Origin of the sequence: Paenibacillus selenitireducens, from assembly GCF_002021565.1 — a bacterium.
GTDB lineage: Bacteria > Bacillota > Bacilli > Paenibacillales > Paenibacillaceae > Paenibacillus_K > Paenibacillus_K selenitireducens.
This window is the reverse complement of record NZ_MSZX01000003.1, coordinates 326,807-347,230: the sequence shown is the minus strand read 5'-3', so window position 1 is coordinate 347,230 and position 20,424 is coordinate 326,807. Positions and strand designations below refer to the sequence as shown.

General features: G+C 46.0%; 18 protein-coding genes, 1 pseudogene and 2 riboswitches. Of the genes and pseudogenes, 4 read left to right on the top strand and 15 right to left on the bottom strand.

Annotated elements, in window-relative coordinates; translation table 11 throughout:
* Positions 1-7 precede the first annotated feature (7 nt).
* From BVG16_RS09385 to BVG16_RS09345, 8 genes and pseudogenes are all read right to left on the bottom strand, one after another.
* A complete protein-coding gene (locus BVG16_RS09385; protein WP_078498285.1) occupies positions 8-721 on the bottom strand; it encodes a glycerophosphodiester phosphodiesterase in 714 nt (237 codons plus the stop codon).
* Between the two features lie 129 nt (positions 722-850).
* The gene (locus BVG16_RS09380) at positions 851-1,399 is read right to left on the bottom strand and encodes a glycerol-3-phosphate responsive antiterminator (protein WP_078498284.1); all 549 of its coding nucleotides are present in this window, start codon (positions 1,397-1,399) and stop codon (positions 851-853) included.
* Positions 1,400-2,001: 602 nt separating this feature from the next.
* On the bottom strand, positions 2,002-2,610 hold the full coding sequence (locus BVG16_RS09370) for a hypothetical protein (RefSeq protein ID WP_078498282.1): 609 nt from the start codon (positions 2,608-2,610) through the stop codon (positions 2,002-2,004).
* 30 nt (positions 2,611-2,640) lie between these two features.
* Positions 2,641-3,831 carry a hypothetical protein gene (locus BVG16_RS09365; RefSeq protein ID WP_078498281.1) on the bottom strand — a complete coding sequence of 397 codons (1,191 nt, stop codon included), beginning with the start codon at positions 3,829-3,831 and terminating at the stop codon, positions 2,641-2,643.
* Positions 3,832-4,295: 464 nt separating this feature from the next.
* Positions 4,296-5,629: pseudogene (locus BVG16_RS09360) on the bottom strand (alanine/glycine:cation symporter family protein).
* A gap of 155 nt (positions 5,630-5,784) precedes the next feature.
* A riboswitch (glycine riboswitch) is annotated at positions 5,785-5,898 on the bottom strand.
* Between the two features lie 38 nt (positions 5,899-5,936).
* Positions 5,937-6,006: riboswitch (glycine riboswitch) on the bottom strand.
* Between the two features lie 102 nt (positions 6,007-6,108).
* Entirely contained in the window at positions 6,109-9,417 is a 3,309-nt protein-coding gene (locus BVG16_RS09355) for an ABC transporter permease (protein WP_078498280.1), read from the bottom strand.
* Positions 9,418-9,429: 12 nt separating this feature from the next.
* Positions 9,430-10,131 (bottom strand): ABC transporter ATP-binding protein, encoded by a 702-nt coding sequence (locus BVG16_RS09350; protein ID WP_078498279.1) that lies wholly within the window; start codon positions 10,129-10,131, stop codon positions 9,430-9,432.
* Positions 10,132-10,435: 304 nt separating this feature from the next.
* Positions 10,436-10,714, bottom strand: coding sequence for a hypothetical protein (locus BVG16_RS09345; RefSeq protein WP_078498278.1), 279 nt, complete (start codon positions 10,712-10,714; stop codon positions 10,436-10,438).
* A gap of 125 nt (positions 10,715-10,839) precedes the next feature.
* Here BVG16_RS09345 and BVG16_RS09340 point away from each other — a divergent pair, with 125 nt between their 5' ends.
* Complete coding sequence (locus BVG16_RS09340) at positions 10,840-11,118, top strand: hypothetical protein (protein ID WP_078498277.1); 279 nt, start codon at positions 10,840-10,842, stop codon at positions 11,116-11,118.
* 53 nt (positions 11,119-11,171) lie between these two features.
* On the opposite strand, the gene BVG16_RS09335 is transcribed toward BVG16_RS09340, so the two are convergent.
* Positions 11,172-12,239, bottom strand: a complete 1,068-nt coding sequence (locus BVG16_RS09335; RefSeq protein ID WP_078498276.1) for a branched-chain amino acid aminotransferase — start codon at positions 12,237-12,239, stop codon at positions 11,172-11,174.
* Between the two features lie 125 nt (positions 12,240-12,364).
* Between BVG16_RS09335 and BVG16_RS09330 the strand changes: the two genes are divergently transcribed.
* Entirely contained in the window at positions 12,365-13,255 is an 891-nt protein-coding gene (locus BVG16_RS09330; RefSeq protein ID WP_078498275.1) for a LysR family transcriptional regulator, read from the top strand.
* Between the two features lie 63 nt (positions 13,256-13,318).
* Here the strand turns inward: BVG16_RS09330 and BVG16_RS09325 are convergent, their stop codons facing one another.
* Complete coding sequence (locus BVG16_RS09325) at positions 13,319-14,446, bottom strand: NADH-dependent flavin oxidoreductase (protein WP_078498274.1); 1,128 nt, start codon at positions 14,444-14,446, stop codon at positions 13,319-13,321.
* Positions 14,447-14,492: 46 nt separating this feature from the next.
* Positions 14,493-15,527, bottom strand: a complete 1,035-nt coding sequence (locus BVG16_RS09320) for an LLM class flavin-dependent oxidoreductase (RefSeq protein ID WP_078498273.1) — start codon at positions 15,525-15,527, stop codon at positions 14,493-14,495.
* Positions 15,528-15,686: 159 nt separating this feature from the next.
* Between BVG16_RS09320 and BVG16_RS09315 the strand changes: the two genes are divergently transcribed.
* Positions 15,687-16,061: a winged helix-turn-helix transcriptional regulator gene (locus BVG16_RS09315; RefSeq protein ID WP_078498272.1), complete on the top strand. Its 375-nt coding sequence runs from the start codon at positions 15,687-15,689 to the stop codon at positions 16,059-16,061.
* Positions 16,062-16,156: 95 nt separating this feature from the next.
* Here BVG16_RS09315 and BVG16_RS09310 read toward each other — a convergent pair whose 3' ends face one another.
* The 3 genes from BVG16_RS09310 to BVG16_RS09300 form a co-directional block, all read right to left on the bottom strand.
* Positions 16,157-17,467 carry a GHKL domain-containing protein gene (locus BVG16_RS09310; protein ID WP_078498271.1) on the bottom strand — a complete coding sequence of 437 codons (1,311 nt, stop codon included), beginning with the start codon at positions 17,465-17,467 and terminating at the stop codon, positions 16,157-16,159.
* Between the two features lie 704 nt (positions 17,468-18,171).
* Complete coding sequence (locus BVG16_RS09305; RefSeq protein WP_078498270.1) at positions 18,172-18,555, bottom strand: type II toxin-antitoxin system PemK/MazF family toxin; 384 nt, start codon at positions 18,553-18,555, stop codon at positions 18,172-18,174.
* Complete coding sequence (locus tag BVG16_RS09300; protein ID WP_078498269.1) at positions 18,555-18,878, bottom strand: AbrB/MazE/SpoVT family DNA-binding domain-containing protein; 324 nt, start codon at positions 18,876-18,878, stop codon at positions 18,555-18,557. Before BVG16_RS09300 ends, BVG16_RS09305 begins: the two co-directional genes overlap by 1 nt.
* 278 nt (positions 18,879-19,156) lie before the next feature.
* On the opposite strand from BVG16_RS09300, the gene BVG16_RS09295 reads away from it, so the two are divergent.
* Positions 19,157-19,342, top strand: coding sequence for a copper amine oxidase N-terminal domain-containing protein (locus BVG16_RS09295; protein WP_078498268.1), 186 nt, complete (start codon positions 19,157-19,159; stop codon positions 19,340-19,342).
* Positions 19,343-19,653: 311 nt separating this feature from the next.
* On the opposite strand, the gene BVG16_RS09290 is transcribed toward BVG16_RS09295, so the two are convergent.
* Complete coding sequence (locus BVG16_RS09290; RefSeq protein WP_078498267.1) at positions 19,654-20,388, bottom strand: MerR family transcriptional regulator; 735 nt, start codon at positions 20,386-20,388, stop codon at positions 19,654-19,656.
* Positions 20,389-20,424: the final 36 nt, after the last annotated feature.

Here is a 20,424-nt window from a genome sequence, read left to right as displayed (position 1 = left end):
CTACTTCTTATGCTGTCGTTGCTGCGTGCACCGTCTCTATCCATTGCTCAAGCTCATCTGTGCATACCAAAATGGAAGGATCATGCTTAAATTTCTCCATTACCTTCTTATCGTTCACGGTCCATACCATCAGCTGAATCTGCTGCTGCTGACACAATTGCACATATCGTTCCGTGACAAATCCATAATGCATGGATAAGAAGGTTGCATTCACGGACTTGGACCAATCCAGAATGGCAGTAGAGCAGCTGAATGTGATTAAACCGATGGGAATATCATGGGACAGGGTACGCATGTGTTCCAAGGCATCAAAATCAAACGAAGTCATGACGACATCCTGTATCGCATCCATCTCCTCAATGACCTGCAACACCTTTTCTTCCAATCCGGGATACATATTCCCCATTTGCTTTAACTCAATATTGATCCGCAGCTTGCCTTTGAGAAGGGCTAAAGCTTCCACCAACGTTGGAATACGTTCGGTTCCGGCAATCGTAAATTGTTGCAGCTCCGCAGCTGTATAATCCACGACTCTTCCGGTTCCGTTCGTCATACGATCGATCGTATGATCATGAATCACCATAGGGATTCCGTCTTTGCTGAGGTGAACGTCCAATTCCAGATGGGAAAAGTTCAGTTCAATCGCCGCTTGGAACGAGGACAAGGTGTTCTCAGGATACTTTCTTGGATACCCGCGATGGGCCACTGCTTGAATCGTCATGTACACGTACCTCCACCAAATGTATTTTTGAATAACACAAAAAACCCAGTAGCAAACCCCCCTCTTTTTTGATGAAAAGATGTTGATTCACTGACCACCGGGTTTTCTCGTCGTCTCCACCCAAGGATCCTATATAGTTGGTGACCAGAATTTCTCATGGCCGATAGATACAAAATCTGCACCGTGCTCGATAGCTTGCACAATTTCTTCCTCATGACGGATCAAGCCGCCGACAATGAGTGGTTGCGTAATTCGCTGCTTTAAATGCCGAATGACTCTTGGCATCAACCCCGGCATGAGTTCGACTTCATCCGGTTTACATGTATTGATCATGCGAATCGCGGTCTCTACGGCCGCGGAATCAATCGCGAAAATCCGTTGTATGCTGGCCATGCCTGCCTGCTTGGCGGCTGTAACCGCGTTGCTCTTCGTCGTTACGATCCCATCCGCCCGAAAAACCTCGGCGACATATTGAATCGCTGCTGCATCCCGGCCAATTCCGCTAACCATTTCCGTATGTACATAAACTTGTTTGTCAGCCTTATGGAGCTGTTCGATGATCTGTTTCAAATTCGTGATACTGCCTGTCATTAAAATAACTCGCCTTACATCGCTCTTTAACGCCTTCGCAATTTGGTCTGCTTCCGTAATTGAAGCAATCACGGGATAGGAATTCATCAGCAATCCTCGTTTCTACCGATTTTCTAATTTAAAGATACCTGAGAAATATTAGTCCCGTATCAACGCTATGTAAAAAACCGGTAAATTCGTGAGCGATGACACCCTTTCTTCTGGCTCATTATGCAAAAAAAGCCCCCATCTTGTTAAGATGGGGGTTCTCCTCAGCAATAGTCCCTATAATCTTTTGCGTATCACTGCAAAAAGCTTCCCTACTATAACACCCGCCGTGCTGCACCCATAACAAATCATTACAAGGATTAATGCTAATGTTATCTCAGATGGAGTCTCTAAGAAGTATCTTATTCCATAAGCAGGCCCAGGCCAGATAAGAACCGCAGGAATAGATATTTCAGCTATATTGAAATAGTAACCTGATGCTAGTAACAATGCGCCTACGAACCAAAATACAGTGGATAGCAGCATGTATTCTTTTTGCTTCTGATACCTCATGCATCCAAAAACAAACCAAATTATCATGAAAAGGATAGATGAAAGTGCTTGTAATAGGCTAGGCATATTTCCCATTAGATAAGCAGTGAAATTCATGATACTGAACGGAACTGAGATAAGGAACATAATGACTAATTGTTTGTTTTTGCTCATGGTAGTGCCGTTAGATAGTTCACTTGTTTTTTTGGTGTAACAGCCGTACCGCTATGGTGGTCTCTACCCCAAAAACTATTTTTCGTCACATCCCAATATGTGTCGTCTCCGTATACTCTGTTACTGTACCATTCATAAATATATTCGATAACACCATCACAACGCATGGAGCTTATTTCATCGTACTTTACATATGTGCTAGCATCATCAGTGCTGTAATATACTTGGTAAACTAAATTATAAGAAATATTTTCTGTACGCAGGTTCCTCCCCATAGCAACAAATAAATCTCTCGCACTTGAACTAGGATCAGTATTCGGTTTGAATGTTCCTGTAAATGTATTTCCATCCAAGAAATTTTCATAAGAATCCCATTTAAGTACAGAACCAGGACCAGGAGCATGTAGAATAGGAAATGCATAAGCAGTCGAGGGTTCATCCCATAAACCTGCGTGCCAATCAAAGCCAAAAAACACACCATCTCTATATGCTGCATAGCCTTGATTTCCAGTAGCAGCATTAACTGTTTCAATGCCTGTAAACGAAGTTCCCAACAAAACCATTGTTGCTAAAGTAATACAAAACTTTTTACAAATTTTTGTCATTTTTATTCACCTCATCTATATGAGTTATTGTTATTTAACCCATTTATAATTTCCATTAATGCCTTCATTCTTTATAAGCAAAATAACTTCTTCACTCCGCTGCTTCAAATCAGGATCACTAATGTTGGATATCACATTTTTAAGCGGATCAAGCAAATCCACAATCGGCAGTAATTCGAGTGCAGTTAGCACAGTTCTAATTTCATCCTCTGTAGGATTACTAGTCAGCATTTCCTTTAGAGTAAGAAAATTTTGATCGATCGCATAAGTTTTTAGTTGGTTTTCAACCGAGTCGCTCTCAATAATCTGAGTAATAGCATTCTGGCTTCCAATTTCAGAAATGGCGAAAAAAGCGGAGTCTTTGAGGATGGGGTCATTACTGGTATTTATTATTTTCAAGCTTACATTGATGAAATCAGCTTCTAGATTTGTATTTTTTTGAATCGCAGATTGATTAGAATCTTTAAGATAGTTTGCAGTAGCTTTTAAAGCGGCCGATATCGTAGTATTTGATTCATTTTCTATATTTGACAAGATACTTTCTGAAAGCCTATACGATTCTGCACCATCTATTCTGCTTAAGCGTTTTAAACTATTGAAGGCTAGAATCCCATCGTCCTTTTGAATCAATTCCTTCAACAATTCAACGTCTTCTATAGTGAAGTTGGCAGTAGAAACAATTCTAGATTTAACCCGAGTACTAATCTCATCCTGAAGAAGGAGTTGCTTTATCTCGGTTCCATCTTTGCTAGCTTCATGTTTAAGCGCATATAAATCTACTAATGACTCATGTGTAATATCCGTTTTGCTATTATCAGCAATAATACTAAGAATATCGACATCCTTTAGTTCATCTTTTCTTTGAAATAGCTCTGATACAAAAGGAATAAGTATATTGATATTACTTTTCCCTGAACTACTGTTTAATGCCGGTTGATCAACTGTAGCAGCCAAAGTATCAATTTCATCAATAAGTTGTTCATTGCTCATATTTTCAACATCATTTTGCAAAGCCACTTCATCCTTCGCTAAATACTTTTGCAAAATATTATCCCAATTAGCAGCAGCAACTCCTACGGATAAGATTAGTGTTAGACAAATAGAAATACCGGCCAGTAAAAACTTCTTTCTTTTTACCATGTTATAAATCACTCCTTTATGAAGTATGACTAAAATAAAATTCCGAGGCATTCTATTTCCCTTTTTGTTCAATACATCCATCGCATTTCTCCCTCCCTCTAGATAGGAAATATATGAACACAAAACCATTTTTTCACATTTATTATAGTGAAAATATGATGTTTATTACATTTTCCCTATTTTATCATATATTTACTTTAAATAACATTAAATGCATAAGCCACTCACTTGAATAATGGCTTATAAAACCTGATTAATGACTGATTTTTCTATTTCTCCTCAATGAGTTATAGGGGCTCAAGAGAGGTACACCCCTCGAGGTGTTACATTACGATATATCCTTACACACAGAAGGGCTGAAGCTCCCCTAACCGTCGAACTTACGGTTGTTGATGCTTTCAGCCCTTTTATGATGGTTTTTTGGTTTATGCTTGGCTTCAATCAGTTATACCTTAATTCTATCTCGAACGCCTCGGCAATCATTTCCTGCAACAACTTTTCTACCGCACGAACACGGTACATGAATTTATAAATAGTCTGTTATATCAACCTAACTTCTGACCCTTCAAATGCTGCAAATAACGACGCGTCTCCGCAACAACCACACCGGATAAGCCTAACAAAGCGATCAAATTCGGCAGCGCCATTAAGCCATTCACAATATCCGAGAGCAGCCAGATCGCATCCAGCTTCATGAAAGCACCGAAGGCAATCAGGAGAATAAATATAATCCGGTACGGCAAGATCGATTTCACGCCGAACAAATAGGTCATGCAGCGCTCACCGTAATAATTCCACCCTAGAATAGTCGTAAAAGCGAACAATATCAGACTGACCGTTAGAATCATCGATCCATATGGAATCGCGGCATCATAGCCCCTCTCTCAGCTCCATTCCAGACCCCCGTCACGATTAAAGTAAGGCCCGTTAATGTACAAATAATAATCGTGTCAAAAAACGTACCTGTCATGGATACGAGTCCCTGTTCGGCTGGCCATTTGGTCTTCGCAGCTGCTGCTGCAATCGGTGCACTCCCTAGACCTGATTCATTCGAGAACACCCCTCTAGCAACCCCGTTGCGAATCGCCATCATGACCGTTGCACCGAGAAAACCCCCGCCCGCAGCCGTTGGACTGAACGCCCCCCGGAAGACAAGAGCTGCGGCATGAGGAATTTGATCGGCAAATGTGGCGAGCACCACAAGACTCGCGATAATATAGATGATTGCCATCACAGGAACAACTTTGGTCGACACTTGTGAAATACTCTTGATTCCCCCCAACGTGACCAAAGCCGTGATCACCGTCATGATCCCCGCTGTCACGATCACCGGGACTCCCCAGCTCGACTGCGTTGAAGATACGATCGCATTAACTTGCGGGAACGTCCCGATCCCGAAGAGTGCCACCAATACCCCGCTCACTGCGAAGAATATTGCCAGCGGCTTGAATTTTATCCCTAATCCCCGTTCAATATAGTACATCGGACCACCGGAGACTTGTCCTTTGTCATCGATTGTCCGGTATTTCACAGCCAGCACACCTTCGGCATACTTCGTTGCCATCCCGAAGAAGGCGGCCATCCACATCCAAAATAACGCACCAGGGCCTCCAATTTGGATGGCTGTCGCAACCCCGACGATGTTCCCGGTACCGACGGTTGCCGCAAGTGCCGTAGCCAAGGCGCCAAAACTTGTCACATCGCCCTCGCCTTCATTCTTAGCCTTGAATACCAGTCTTAGGGCCAACGGCAGCCGAATCACCTGTAGCATACCAAGCCGACATGTCAGCAATATCCCCGTTCCTACCAATAAAATAAGCAGCGGCGCTCCCCATACCCATTGATTCACTTTCTCCAATACATGTTCCAAAGCATGCATTTCCTTTTCCCCCTCATGATGTTGCATCCCTTGTAGACGACATGAAAAAGAGCCAAATCCGAGGATTTGACTCTGGGGACAATATTGCAGATCATAAATACGCCGCAGCATGTGAAACCATTCACATCTTAAGCGTGTACATGTTAGGTACCGATCTTGCAATCCCTGTCCTTTTACCTGAGAGTTTTAACGCGTCATAAGATACTGTTCCCTGATCGCGTATTGCCCCTTCGGTGCTCCATCCACGGAGTCTCTCCAGAGTCCTGTCCACTTACGGTCCTGCCTCGAACATGAGGGTTTATGTCAACCCATGTCTTCAGCGCCTGAGAGTTTATGCCCCTTCGGCCAAGCTGTTGCTTATCTCCCGTAAACTTCATCCAGTGTATATGCATTTGATTGGTACCCATTATAGGACCCCTTGTAGGATTTAACAAGGAAGTTTGATCGTTTGGTTATATTTTCCTATTGGTGAAAGTACGTTATTCTACCGATTTCAACGCTTCAATCATGTCGATATGCTTCAGCTTGTAGTGCATGGATACCATGACAACCCCAGAGAATAACAAGGTCAATGCTGCCGCATATCCATAACTCATGGCATGAACGGTTGGACTGAACATCATCGCATCCACTTCCGCCGTCTGAAGCACGAATCGGTGCAGCAGTACGCCGAGGAAATTCCCCGCGATAATGCCAAGCACCGTCAGGATCATATTCTCGCGGTAAATGTACATAGTGACTTCCTTGTCGTAGAAGCCGAGTACCTTGATCGTTGACAACTCTCGGATGCGTTCCGATACATTGATATTGGTCAAATTGTACAATACGACAAAGGCCAGTGCAGCAGCAGAAATAATCAGCACAACCACGACGACATTCATGCTATCCATCGTATCGCCGAACGCATTGCTTACACCGCTCGTGAAACTGACCATACCGACACGCGGATTTGCTGTTAATCGTTCACCGAATTGATCTTCCCATGCGGGATTTGCCTGATTGAATGTGAGCAGCTGCATGTTCACTACCGCCGGTTTTCCGAAAACCGCTTCATAATATTGTGGGGTCATATATACATAGTGCATAGCGTAGTTCTCGGTCGTCCCCGCTACTTTCAGCTCAAACGGCTCATTATTCTTATTCTGGACGGTCAACGTGCTGCCTGCATGCAGGTCGAATAGCTTCGCTAACTTCTCCGATACGATCACGCCATTGCTCGGTAAAGGAATGGTCTCCTCACGGCCCCGTTCCTTCAGTACGATGAAGTTATTCAACGCATCCGCCTGCTCTGGAATGAACAGGTTCACATCCTGACTGTTAACGCCCTTCTTTGTGGCCAGCACAGCTTCACGCGTAACATTCAAGCTGCCCGTAATCTCAGGCGTATCTGCAATGAGCTTGTTGTAATCCTCCGCCAACTTCTTGCTGCTATCCTCCTGCAAAACGACCGCTGCGTTATATTTCATAATCTTGCCATACTGCAGCGGTGCAATATCACCAATTGAATCCTTCAATCCGAATCCGGTCAGAATCAATGCCGTACACCCGGCAACGCCGCATACCGTCATGAACATCCGCTGCTTGTAGCGAAATAGGTTGCGTGCCGTAACTTTCCCGATAAAGCTCAGTCGGCGCCAGATAAAATCAATGCGCTCCAGCAGAATACGCGATCCGCTCTTAGGCGCTCTCGGACGCATTAACACGGATGCATTGCTCTTCAACTCAACCCGGGTCGCGATCGAAGCCGTCATCGTTGTACAGAGCACAGCAACAAGTACTGAAATGATACTATAACTCATATAGAAGCTGGTCCGTACGCCGGGCAAATTATAGAGTGAGCTATAGGCATCGTAAATAATCGTAGGGAACAGGGTGAAGCCAATCGCTAGACCCGCCGCCGATGCCGTAATGCTAGCCAACGTGGAGTAGACTAGGAACTTCTTCATCACATCCATGTTGCTGTATCCTAACGCCTTGAGTGTCCCGATCTGCAATCGCTGTTCTTCCACCATACGGGTCATTGTCGTCAGACTCACCAAAGCCGCGATGAGGAAAAAGAAGACCGGAAAAGCCGTCGCAATCGATGCCAACCGGTCCGCATTATCACTAAACTCCGTGTAACCCGGGTTGACACTGCGATCCATCACATAGATTTTGGGCAGCTCAAGCTTATTCAGCTCTTCCTTCCCTTCGGCCAGCTGTTTCTCGCCATTCGCAATCTTCCGGTCTGCACTATCCTTTTCCTTCTGGTAGGTATTCAGTCCTTCTTCGTAATCGGCTTGCCCCTGAGCAAGCTCTGTTCTCGCCTTATCTAGCTGTGTTTGCCCTTCTTGCTTAGCTTTCGCTAACTCGGCTGTCCCACGCTTCCACGCTGCTTCGCCTTGCATTAGCTTCTTCTCTGCCGCTTGCAGCTGCCGGGAGCCTGCTTGTAGCTGCTTCTTCTTCGCATCTAACTCCTGCTGTGCATTCGTTAACTGCTGAGAGGCTTGGTTCAAGCCTTGTTCGAACGAAGTGGCAGCGCGCTTCAAGGTTTCTCCATCAACCGCTCCCTGCATGAACCCGGCCACCGTTTGGCCGAGCTTTGGATCAGCCGATTGTGCTGCCGTCTGAAGCTCGGTTTGCTGCGCTTCCGGAATTGCATCGGGTGGCAGATTAGAGACTTGAAGCAGCGACTTCACCAGCGCCAGGCCTTGGGCTAGCTTCGGCTCCAGCTCTTTCTTCTGTGCATCCAGCTTCGCTTGCCCGGTCTGAAGTTGTCCTTGCCCCTCCGCTAGCGTCTGCCGATTGCGCTGAATCTCTGCTTTCCCCTTCACGATATCCTGAGCCGCTGTATCCAGCTTCGCCTGACCTTGGGCAAGCTCTGATTCAAGCTTGTCTACGCCCGCTTGGTAGCTTCGTTCCCCTAGATCAAGCTTCTGTTTGGCATCGGCCAACTTCTGACTCGCTTCGGCTAATTGTTTCTTAGCGTCATCTATCTTCTGCTGCGCTTCATCCAGCTTCACTTGACCCTCGACGCGGACTTCTGCCAGACGTTCTTCCGGCCGTGCAGCTAAGGCTTGTTCTACAGCCTTGGTATGCTTCTCAATCTTCGCATCGTACGCGGCCGTGTAAGGCACTAAGTCGGCTGTGTCCTTAAAGCTCATATAGGCTTCCGTGTAGACCGACAACTTAAAGTCTTTGTCCGGTATGACGGCAAATACATCTGCCGTTCCTTTGCCGATACTGCTCGTTCCCCGGCCCATGCTGCTGATGAACTGTGGGCTTTTGACCCTGCCCACGACTTTATAGTCGAGCGTATGGAAAGTATCCTCAAGGTCAGTCTCGGCATCCGGGTTCGTAAACGTGATCGTGTCGCCCAACTTAAATCGGCTGCCCCGCTCACTCGCATCTATCGCGATTTCGCCCGCGGCTTCGGGCATCCGCCCTTCGACGACCACATAACGATTCAGTGAATCCCCTGCATGGTAAGAAAACACCTTGCCAATCAACCCGCTATCGCCTAGAAAAGCATCCCCGCTATATTCAGGCTGCACCTCTAGCACGTTCGGGATCTGCTTCAACGTTGTGATGTCGCGTTCATTCAGACCATACGTCGATTGAACCTTCACATCCATAAGCTTCAGTTCTTTAAAATAATGATCCGCTGTATCCAGCATATCGGGTCCCGTCGCCTTGATCCCGGCAAAAAACCCGACACCCAACGTAATAATCGCGAAAATCGATAGAAACCTTGTTTTCGTGCGCCAGATTTCCCGAAGGATATCCCTCCACAATGCTTTTTTCTTCATGTGATGAACCCCTTACCATTCAATGTCATCGACAGAAATTGGATTCGGATTTTTTGCCATTTTACGAACCTTGGCATTGTTAATCTCGATCACCCGGTCTGCCATCGGCGTCAACGCGGAATTATGCGTAATGACAATGACTGTCGTCCCTGTATTTCGGCAGGTATCCTGGAGCAGCTTCAACACTTGTTTTCCCGTATTATAGTCTAAGGCACCCGTCGGTTCGTCGCACAGAAGCAGCTTCGGTTGTTTGGCAAGAGCCCTCGCAATGGCTACCCGTTGCTGCTCACCGCCAGACAGTTGTGCTGGGAAGTTGTTCAACCGTTCGCCTAACCCCACATCCCTTAACACCTGTTCCGCATCCAATGCTCGCGGCGAGATCTGCGATGCCAGCTCGACATTCTCTTTCGTGGTCAGGTTGGGCACTAGATTATAGAATTGGAACACGAACCCGACATCGTTGCGACGGTACCCCGTCAACTCTTTGCTATTGAACCGGGCAATATCCGTACCATCCACTAGAACTTGTCCTTCATCGGCCGTATCCATGCCGCCAAGTATATTTAATACCGTCGACTTCCCGGCACCACTGGGACCGACAATGATCGCGAACTCCCCTTTTTCAATCTCCAAGTTAATCCCATCGTTCGCAACAATGGTCGTCTCGCCCATCTGATAACGTTTATATTCATCTTTGATCGTCACAAATGCCATATCTGTCCACTCCCCCGTCTAAGATCGCTGCCCCATGATTTCTCTCGTTCGTATGAGCTTTAAACCAGTGTAGCACAAACAAATATACGAACAAAAATGCATAACGGCCGCAATGACAAAAGGCACAAAATGTTCATATCTGCGAAAAGAATGGGGGGCGCCAACCTCGCTAAACAACGCTTGGTATGGACGTAAAAAAACGCCTACAGCAACCATGACAGGTTCGTAAGCGTTTTTGAACGAAATCAGGGCCATAAACCATGTATTTCGCAGGCAATTAGCCGTCATCAGGATATCCGATACATTAATCTACGTAGCCAGCAAGGCCCTGCTCCATCAAATAATCCATCTCTAGATCAAGGATCGTCTCCACTTGCAGCTCGTTTAATTTCACATCCGGGCGACTCATCACATAATCCACCAGATCATCGCTATCAATATCGACTTCACCTTTCGCATTTGCGTTCGCCTTATTGATATAAGTCTCCTCATGCTTCAACACTATCGTGATATGATTCGGATCCAATTTAGACGCATCCGCTATGTATTGCACAAGCTCTTGCTGATTCACTTGTTCACTCATCTGTTGTCATCTCCTGTATTAGGTCATGCAGTCATTGTATCATATTGTAATTTCGAATCCCATCGTTCACAATTGAGAGGTACCTATCTTATTATGCACAATATGGACGAAAGGATGATAACGATTTGGGATTTATCATTATTCTCATCATTGCGATATTCGTCTTACTTGCCATAGCCAAAGACACGAACAAAAATAAGCGCAGCCACCGTCGAAGACGACATTCGAACAACGATGGATATTTCGCGAATCCAAGCGGCGGCGATTATGCTTCCATGAATGACCATCATCGGAACCATGCCCATCATCATCACAACCACCATCACGATACGCATGATAGCGGCAGCCATGGAGATAGTGGCGGCGACAGCGGGGGCGGAGACGGCGGTGGGGGTAGCGATTAGGTGCCACACCCAAAAAGCCTATCCCAAGGGATAGGCTTTTTGCTTATTTATGTTCAAATCTCGATTGTCCAACCGTAAGTGTCCGGAAGAACCCCGTTCTGAATACCCGTTACAGCATCGTAGATTTTCTTAGACAATTCCCCTGTAATTCCATCGCCTAGCACAAGCTTCTCGTCTTGATAGTGCAAAGAACCGATCGGTGAAATGACGGCAGCCGTACCTGTGCCGAAGGCTTCCTTCAACGAGCCGTTATGCTGTGCCTCCACCAATTCTTCAATCGAAATTCTACGCTCTTCGACAGGGATATTCCAGTGCTGCAAGAGTTCGATCACCGTCGCGCGCGTGATTCCTTCCAGGATACTGCCATTAATCATCGGTGTTACCACCGTATCATTGATCCGGAAGAAGACATTCATGCTGCCAACCTCTTCAATATACTTGCGATGAACGCCGTCTAACCAGAGGACCTGGGCATAACCTAAGTCTGTGGCGCCTTCTTGCGCTTTGAGACCTGCCGCATAGTTCCCTGCTGTCTTGGCATTCCCGACACCGCCGGCCACGGCCCGCACATACTCGGATTCCACGTGAATGCTAACGGGGTTAATGCCCTCTGCGTAATATGACCCTACAGGCGAGAGAATGATCATAAATTTGTATTGACGAGATGGCGCAACGCCTAAGCAAGATTCTGTCGCAATGACGAAAGGCCGTACATAGAGGGATGTACCCACTGCTTCGGGAATCCAATCCTGATCCGTCAGAATGAGCTGCTTCAGCGCTTCCAAAGCCAACTCTTCATCAATGGCAGGAATGCTCAAGCGGTCGTTCGATTTATTAAGCCGTTTCATATTCTTGTCTGGGCGGAATAGAAGGATCCGTTCATCCGCCGTCTTGTATGCTTTGAGTCCTTCAAACACCGTTTGACCATAGTGAAATACTTTGGAAGCCGGATCCATCAGGATCGGTTGATAAGGAACAATACGAGGATCGTACCAACCTTTCTCCGTATCGTAATCCATGATAAACATATGATCGGTAAAGTATTTCCCGAAGCCAAGTTGATTCACATGTGGTTGTTGTTTTTTCTTGGTGGTATATTCGATCGTGATGGTGTGCGCCATGTTCAAATCATCCCTTTGTTATAAGTATTCGTTAATTGAATGATATCAAGTTATTCGGTATATTGAAAATATCCGTATTATACAATTATTATACCTTTTTGGTATTGATGTAAAGGGGGCTTATCATGGATCTCCGCCAACTTCGCTATTTTCTTACGGTAGCAAATGAAGGAAAGGTCACTCGTGCGGCCAAAATTCTCAACATGGAGCAGCCGCCGTTAAGCCGCCAATTGAAACAGATGGAGCAGGAACTTGGCGTGACGCTCTTCGACCGAACAGGGAATCGACTTCGACTAACGAATGCCGGAGAACTTCTTCGTGACAGGGCTGAATTTCTGTTGAACCAATTCAACGAGACAGTTAAAGAAGTGAAAGAGTTGGACGAAGGCATTCAAGGCGTATTGTCCATCGGCTGTGTCGTATCCTGTATTTCACTGCTGCCCCCAGCCATTCATCGTTTCAAAACCATGCATACCGGGGTTACCTTCAAAATTCGTGAGGGCGATCATTTCTTGCTGGATGAGCAAATGGATGAGCGTGCCATCGAGCTTATCGTTGCGCGGCTCCCTTTCGAAGCTTCGCTAGATCAGGACAAACATGAGGTCATGCAGTTGCCCTCTGACCCCTTCGTGGCCGTCCTTCCGAAGCAATGTCACTACGACCCTGCACAAACGACAATCCGCATGGAAGAGCTCGCTCAGCACCCTTTCATCTCGCTCAAAACAGACCTAACCGTCGGTATGCACGAGAATCTCATGAAGGAGTTCCGACAAGCCGGGGTTGAACCGCATATACTGTGTGAATGCTCCAGCGTAGCCATTACGATTGCCCTTGTGGCTGCGGGTATTGGCGCCACCGTGCTGCCCAAATCCGTGATGTCTTCCTTCCCTCTGAACAATATTCACATGTTCGATATTCTTCATGCCGATTTTCAATCCGACGTAGGAATCGTCTGGTTAAAAGACCGCTATTTATCCAAAAGTGCACGAAGGTTCATTGATATGTTCTCCAGTTAACTAGTAAATCATAAAAATTCCCGCAAGCCTATGCTCGCGGGAACCATGAATTGCCGTTTCACTTTACTCCGATTCAACCACAGGGAACCAGCCCTTCATCGCCATGATTCTCTCCCATAAATGATCAGGAATCACAAGCCGATCTTGATCCAGTGGCGTCAGCGTCGTCTGAATCTCTTCTGCACGGCCTTGCTCAACTTTCTCAACCCAATCTGGATCTATAATAAGTTCACGTCCCAGCGCAATCAATGGGATACCAGACGCATGGGCTTTCAACACATCATCAGCCGTGTGTAATCCACCAACGCCAATAAACGTCATTTGTGAGCCATAACGCGTGTGGAACCATTCCATCCGTGTCCGCGACTCATTGGCTCCGCGACGAGGAAGCGACCAGAAATCTTGTAAGGAGACATGCAGATAATCCATTCCTCTATCGATTAGAGCTTCGACTAACCGGTACGAATCCTCCATCGTAATGCCGTCATCTCCGGGTTCTTCCGGTGAGAAACGGTATCCGACGACAAACGGATGCTTCGCGTGACTCGCAGCTTCTTTGACTGCCTCCGCTACGGCGATTGGGAATGCCAGACGTTTCTCTAGCGATCCACCCCAACGGTCTTCCCGATGATTCGAACTTGGCGAGAAGAACTGCTGCAGCAGATATCCATTCGCACCGTGAATCTCTACGCCGTCATAACCCGCTTCGATCGCACGACGAGTAGCTTCTGCATAATCACGAATGATGCCCTCAATCTCAGCATCGGTCAGTGCACGAGGGACTTTCGCTCCTTCACGGTCCTCCGCAATGGCACTTGCACTTACAATCTCTCCATTCGGTACCTCTTCCGGTGGGCAAGAACGTCCGCCATGGTAGATTTGAAGTATCGCTTTGGCGCCTTGATCTTGAATGGTTGCAGCCAGACGACGCAAGCTTGGGATCATCTCATCCGTGTCTGCCGCGAATTCGCCGGAGAAGCCCTTGCCATTCGGCGTAACATATACGCAAGCTGTAATGACCATACCTACGCCTTTGGAGCGTCGCGCATAATACTTGATTTCGGCATCCGATACGGTACCGTCTTCATGAGACGACCAATGCGTCATCGGCGCCATGACGATTCTATTTTTGAGCGATACACCGCTTTTTAAAGTAAATGATTCAAATAATGGGCTATATTTTGTGTTCATTTCTGTATTCCTCCTATATTTCCAAAGTTCTTGACGCAGATTACGATTACCCCCGCCAAATCTCGGAGACAATCTCATACGAGCGCAACCGATGCTGATGATCGTAAATCGCAGCGTTTATCATTATCTCATCCGCTTGGGTCTTCGCAAGAAAAGCCTCAAGTTGTTCCTTGACAGATGCAGGGCCTCCGACAATCGAGGAGCCCAACTGTTGATCGACAGCGTATTTCTCCCGTTCATTCCAGATCGCATCCATATCCTCGACAGGAGGTTTCAACAACCCCGGCGTACCCCGCACGAGATTCAAGAAATTCTGCTGCTGTGAAGTCGCTAACTTCCGGGCTTGCTCATCGGTATCTGCCGCAATGATGTTCAACCCGACCATCGCGTATGGCTCCTGCAATACCTCAGAGGGCTTGAAGGAATCCCGATACATCGAAAGGGCCGGTAAGATGAACCCTGGCGAGAACTGCCCTGCGAAGGCAAAAGGTAGACCGAGTTCTCCCGCTAGCTGTGCGCTGAACCCGCTGGATCCAAGAAGCCAGATCGGCATGTTCAAGCCTTCGCCTGGAATGGCATGGACTCGACGGAATCCCGAAGGACCGGCAAGCGCCGGATTGAAATACGTTCGTAATTCCTGCAATAGAGCCGGAAAATCCTCTCCGCTTCTAACATCGCGTCGAAGCGCTCGTGCCGTGACTTGGTCACTCCCTGGCGCTCTTCCCAACCCAAGATCGATACGTCCTGGATATAAGGTTTCCAGCGTACCGAATTGCTCCGCAATGACCAAGGGCGCATGATTGGGCAACATGATGCCGCCTGAACCTACGCGAATCTTGCTCGTATGCGCGGCTACATACCCCATCAACACGGATGTCGCAGAACTGGCAATACCCGGGATATTGTGGTGCTCAGCCAGCCAGTACCGATGATAACCCCATGCCTCCGTATGCTGCGCCAAGCTCCTTGTCCGTTGAAAAGCCTCCGCTGGCGTGCCGCCCTCTATAATAGGCGCTAAATCCAACACCGATATTCGTATATCTTGCAGAGATTTTGTTGTCTGCTCGTTCGTTAAAGCCATAGAACAAACCTCCTTATAACTAGATTCATTCACCTTCACTAGTCAAATCAATGAATAACCGCTATTATATACCATAGTAGTCCATGAAGTAATAACGTACTTTTTAGTGACATAGTTACCAAAAAGTGATAATTGTATATATCAAGGGGTGTAGCGCTTATGAAAAAATATAGTTGTTCCATCGAAGTGACCATGGACATTATCGGCGGGAAGTGGAAATGTCTCATTCTTCACCATCTCAGTCATGTCCCCCAGCGTACCAGCCAACTCCGAAGACTCATGCCTAGCATTACGCAGAAGATGCTCGTGCAGCAGCTCCGCGAGCTAGAAGAAGACGGCATTGTACTCCGGACCATGTACAACCAAGTGCCACCTAAAGTAGAGTATTCGCTTACGGAGTTCGGAACATCCATTGTCCCGTTGATCAACAGTCTTTGCGTCTGGGGCGATGATTATATCGTGCATAAATACGGAGATAAGAGCGCCATTCTCATGGATTGCAAAAATGGCGATTCTGAGGCAGCAGAAGCTTGAGTCTGTTCTTCAGCTCTTATAAATACTAAAAAGGACAGCCGTTATATGGGCTGTCCTCTTGGTAGTTCATGAATTTGACATCGGGTTCGGTACGCCTATATCGTGATTTGGATCAGAACTTTCTCATCCTCGTATTTGAACAATAACGCTCCTTTGTACTTCGTGACCGTCTTCTTCACAATCATCAGTCCATTGCCTCGTGCAGCATGGGCTTGATCTTTCGTCGAATAACCGTGTTGGAAAAAAGCCTTCTGCTCCTTAGCCGTCAGCAAGGCAGGATTTTCTACAGCAAATATATATTTCTCTCCCATCGTTTTGCAGGTGACACGGATACATCGCGGCTGATCGCCGTCATAGCCATCTAAAGCTTCAATCGCGTTATCCAAGAGATTGGCATAAATTTTGACCAGGTCCATCGATTCGACGCGACGGTAATCTTCTTGATCCGTGTCGAAATCCATTTGGATGTTCCTCGTCTGGGCCAACTCCCATTTGCTCTGGAAGAGTACCATAAGAATGGGGTTCTTGATCCTTAATGTCCAGTCCATTACCTTGACATCCACGCTAAGCTGTTTGAGATAATCCCATGCTTTATCGTACATCTTGATTTGCATCAGCCCGCTAATCACCTGTAGATGGTTCATCAGATCATGCCGTCCAGACTTGATCGTATCCACGACTTTTCCCAGCTCCGAGGTGTACAGATTTTCTGCTTCCTGTAGGCTGCGGCTTAGACGCACTCTATACCACTTGTATAAGAAAAACACCGCTGCTAACAATGCTAGCGCAAAGATAATGTCAATAAAAAAAATAAACGAGTTGCCGCGAACCACTTGATGGCTCACATTCGCTAAATCTTTGGCTTCGATATCAATCCCCAACGCACCTAACATTCGTCCAGTCTTATCATAGAGCGGTACACCGACAGATAAGTAATAGTCCCCGTATTCGCCTTGAATAATATCCGAATAATAGCTGTGGCCGCTCTTCGCCTGCCTTACCTGAGCTGAAGGAAGCGTACAAATGGCTCCTATCCATACATCTTCATACCCAGGCGGATTTGCTGACACGCCAACCCTCGAGATATCCGTATCGTCAAAAAGTAACGTGTACACATAATGCGCATTAATTCGAAGACGATACTGTTCTAGAAATAACTTAATATTTTGCCGCCGCGCTTCGTCCTGCGGGGTGTCCAGAAACTTCTGATATTCCCTTTTATCTAAACCTTTTACGATATCTTCGGCAATCCCGATGTATTGCCTAGCAAGCGCAACCTGCGCGGATTTGTCGGTCGCATAATAAGATAGAAATAGCTTGGCGCCTATTAGCGCACCGAATACGATACTTGTAACAATCACGAACAATAAAACTCTTTTGTCCGTATACATTTTTCTGAGCTGCATTACTTCTTCAAGCTCCCTTATTTCTTGGATTTGCACAATATAAGAGAGATATCTGAGATAGACATCTCCATCTAGCTTACCATTAAGCGTTGCCTTTTTTCACCCTTATTTCGCAATATGATTGATAATACGACAAATTTCGCGGTTGGTAGCACAAAATCCAAAAAAGCCCACCCGATGCATAAACTGTACCCTATCGAGTAGACACTTTAAAAAAGTCTCTCGATAGGGTACTTTTGTTTATAGCACGAAGATGGGAAAGAGGAATGGTATGAGCAAGAAAATATTCACAGATAAAGAAATCAAGCTGTTATCTAACAATCCTTATGTGAAGTCCGTATCTTCAGAGGCAATCACGTATACGGATAATTGAAGAGTTTTCCCGACTCATTTTGAGGGCAGGATAAGGTGATCGGCGCTTATGCGCCGACAGATAGCAAGCAAAGCTTGCAAATAAAGAAAACTTAGAACCACAAGGCTTTTAAGCTCCGCTATTAACGCCTACTATAGAACTTACTCCTAAACCTTAGTTTAAGATGAGAACGAATATCTATAAATCCCGGTACGGGAAAAAAGGAGAATTGAAAAATATGGGAAAATTAATACTCAGGATATAGAATGTGAGAAGGAATAAGAAATACAGATGAGCTTAACCTATATAATACAAAAAACCGCTCAAGAGATTGCTCTCTCGATGGCTTTTTCTATGCAAGTATTGCTCTAACATATGTAATGACGTGCTTATAAAAGTCCGAATTAGGATCTACATGCCCAATTACTGTTGCATTGCGTGCACCTAGATCCAATGATTTTGCATGGTCAGTTAGTGCAACCCCCGCGAGTTGGGTATAGATCGTTCCTATTGCAGAACCATCAATTGAGATACCCGCGGGCACTGGAACTTCAAAGGCATATCCTTTTACTTGACTAGTAACTGGTACAATATAAGCTAAATCTGAAATCGATGGATCGATAAGTCCATCTGATATAACAATTGCAGGTCGGTATCCAGCTTGCTCATGTCCTGCTTTTGGATAAAGATTAAGCCAGACAACGCTCCCGCGAACTACTTCTCCCGTAATGGCCATTAAATCTGTTCAGCTCCCATTGGTTCATAGGGTTCTTCTTCATGGCTTCGTACTCCTGGTCGAGACGATCCACGCAAAGAAAGAAAAAGTGCACGAAGAGACTCTTGGTCATCCGCATTCGGATAAGATGCTCGAAGAACAACCTCTCCATCCGCTGAAACATGAAATCCAACTTCAACCCCGTCTTTAAGCTTCGAAATTTTAACTACTTCAGATGGAATACGAAGAGCAAGGCTATTCCCCCAAGTTCGAATAGTTCCTTTTGCAATAGGTTCAGCAATTGCTACCACATGGATCAACCCCTCACTTACTTTATGCTCCAATTATATCACCTCCCCTTTCGAATGTATATACTTATGTATATACACAAAATGAAGAAAGTTGATACATCGATAACCTAAATTTATTCCTACATATGTACCAAATATAGCGTAGCAGCGCGGATCGGCCAGGATACCGCCATGCCCAATCCTCGCTCTCTGTTCTCCTTCTATCCGTCGCCCGTTCTCCCCAAAATCCGGTTCCCACCCTTTTAGTCCCAAAAGTTGCAACCGTATTTAGCGCAGGCGCTTATGCCGCAACGGTAGCTCCTAAATTCTTTATTCATGGCAATACCGTTCAAAGCAGTGCAGCACCGAAAATCATTGATGGATCAGTCTATGTGCCACTTCGTTCAATATGGGAGGGCCTTGGAGTAGATATTCAATGGGACAATAAGAGCAAAACAGTGTACGTCAATTCCGATCCGCAATTCAAATCGGAAGTGGGCACCAGGATTCAAAACTGATCTTTACGCTGAAAGCTTCCCTCGTGGAACCTACAATTAGGGCAGTATTGTCGAAATGCAACCTGTAGCCCGCAGTGAAAAAGAAAATACCTTAACTCATTTAAATCCACCGATCTAAGCAAAAAATACAACTATTCCGCATATATGCTTCAAAAAAAAAAAAAGACCCTCCATATAGAGAGCCCTGCAAAAGTCCGCAGTACGTTTAAAGAGCGTATTCGACGCCAGCCGATTATTGAACATAAGAATACCGAACTAAAAAGGTTGACCAGGGCATCGAGTGGACTTTCCTTACAGCTATGATTTGCTAATTATTCGTTGTGGTTATCCGCATAGAATGCCATCGCATCCCGCATAAATACGGCTAATCCCTCACCGAACTTATCGATATTCTTCGTAAAACGCGCATCACAGACGTACATTTGACCAAGCCCTTTGAAGGCCTCTAGCGAGTATTCCCCCATCTCATTCAAAAACGCATACCATACTTGAATACCTGCTTGTGCCTCTTCGGAATCCGGTGACGTATGGCGGATCGCCGCTAGATTTCTGTAAATTTCATTGAATTGTTCCTGCTTGTCGGGGCCAAATCCAGCCGCTTTGGTATTCGCTTTATCGACGGCTTCGTCCCCCCAACGTTCGCGAGCCTCTTGCTCGTAAGGATTATGGCTAAAATCAAAACCTTCGAATTTTTCCTGATTGGACATGTGAATTTCTCCTTTGCTATGCTGAATCGTCTTATCCAGCGTCATGATTAATTGATCGAGCTGCTTGCGTTTATCGAGCAGCATTTTGCGATGCAATCTGAAAGCCTCTTCCTGGTCAAAGGTAGGACTACTAAGGATTTCTTTTATTTTTTTCAAAGGGAAGCCTAATTCTCTAAAAAATAAAATTTGTTGCAGCGTCTCTAAATTCTGATCCGAGTAGAGACGATAGCCGGCTTCCGTCGTCTCCTCCGGGGTTAATAATCCAATCTCATCGTAATGATGCAGCGTGCGCACACTGATCCCGACGAGATCGGCAACTTCTTTTACTTTCATGGCCATCGGACTCCCTTCACTTTGGAGTATAGGGTATCACGT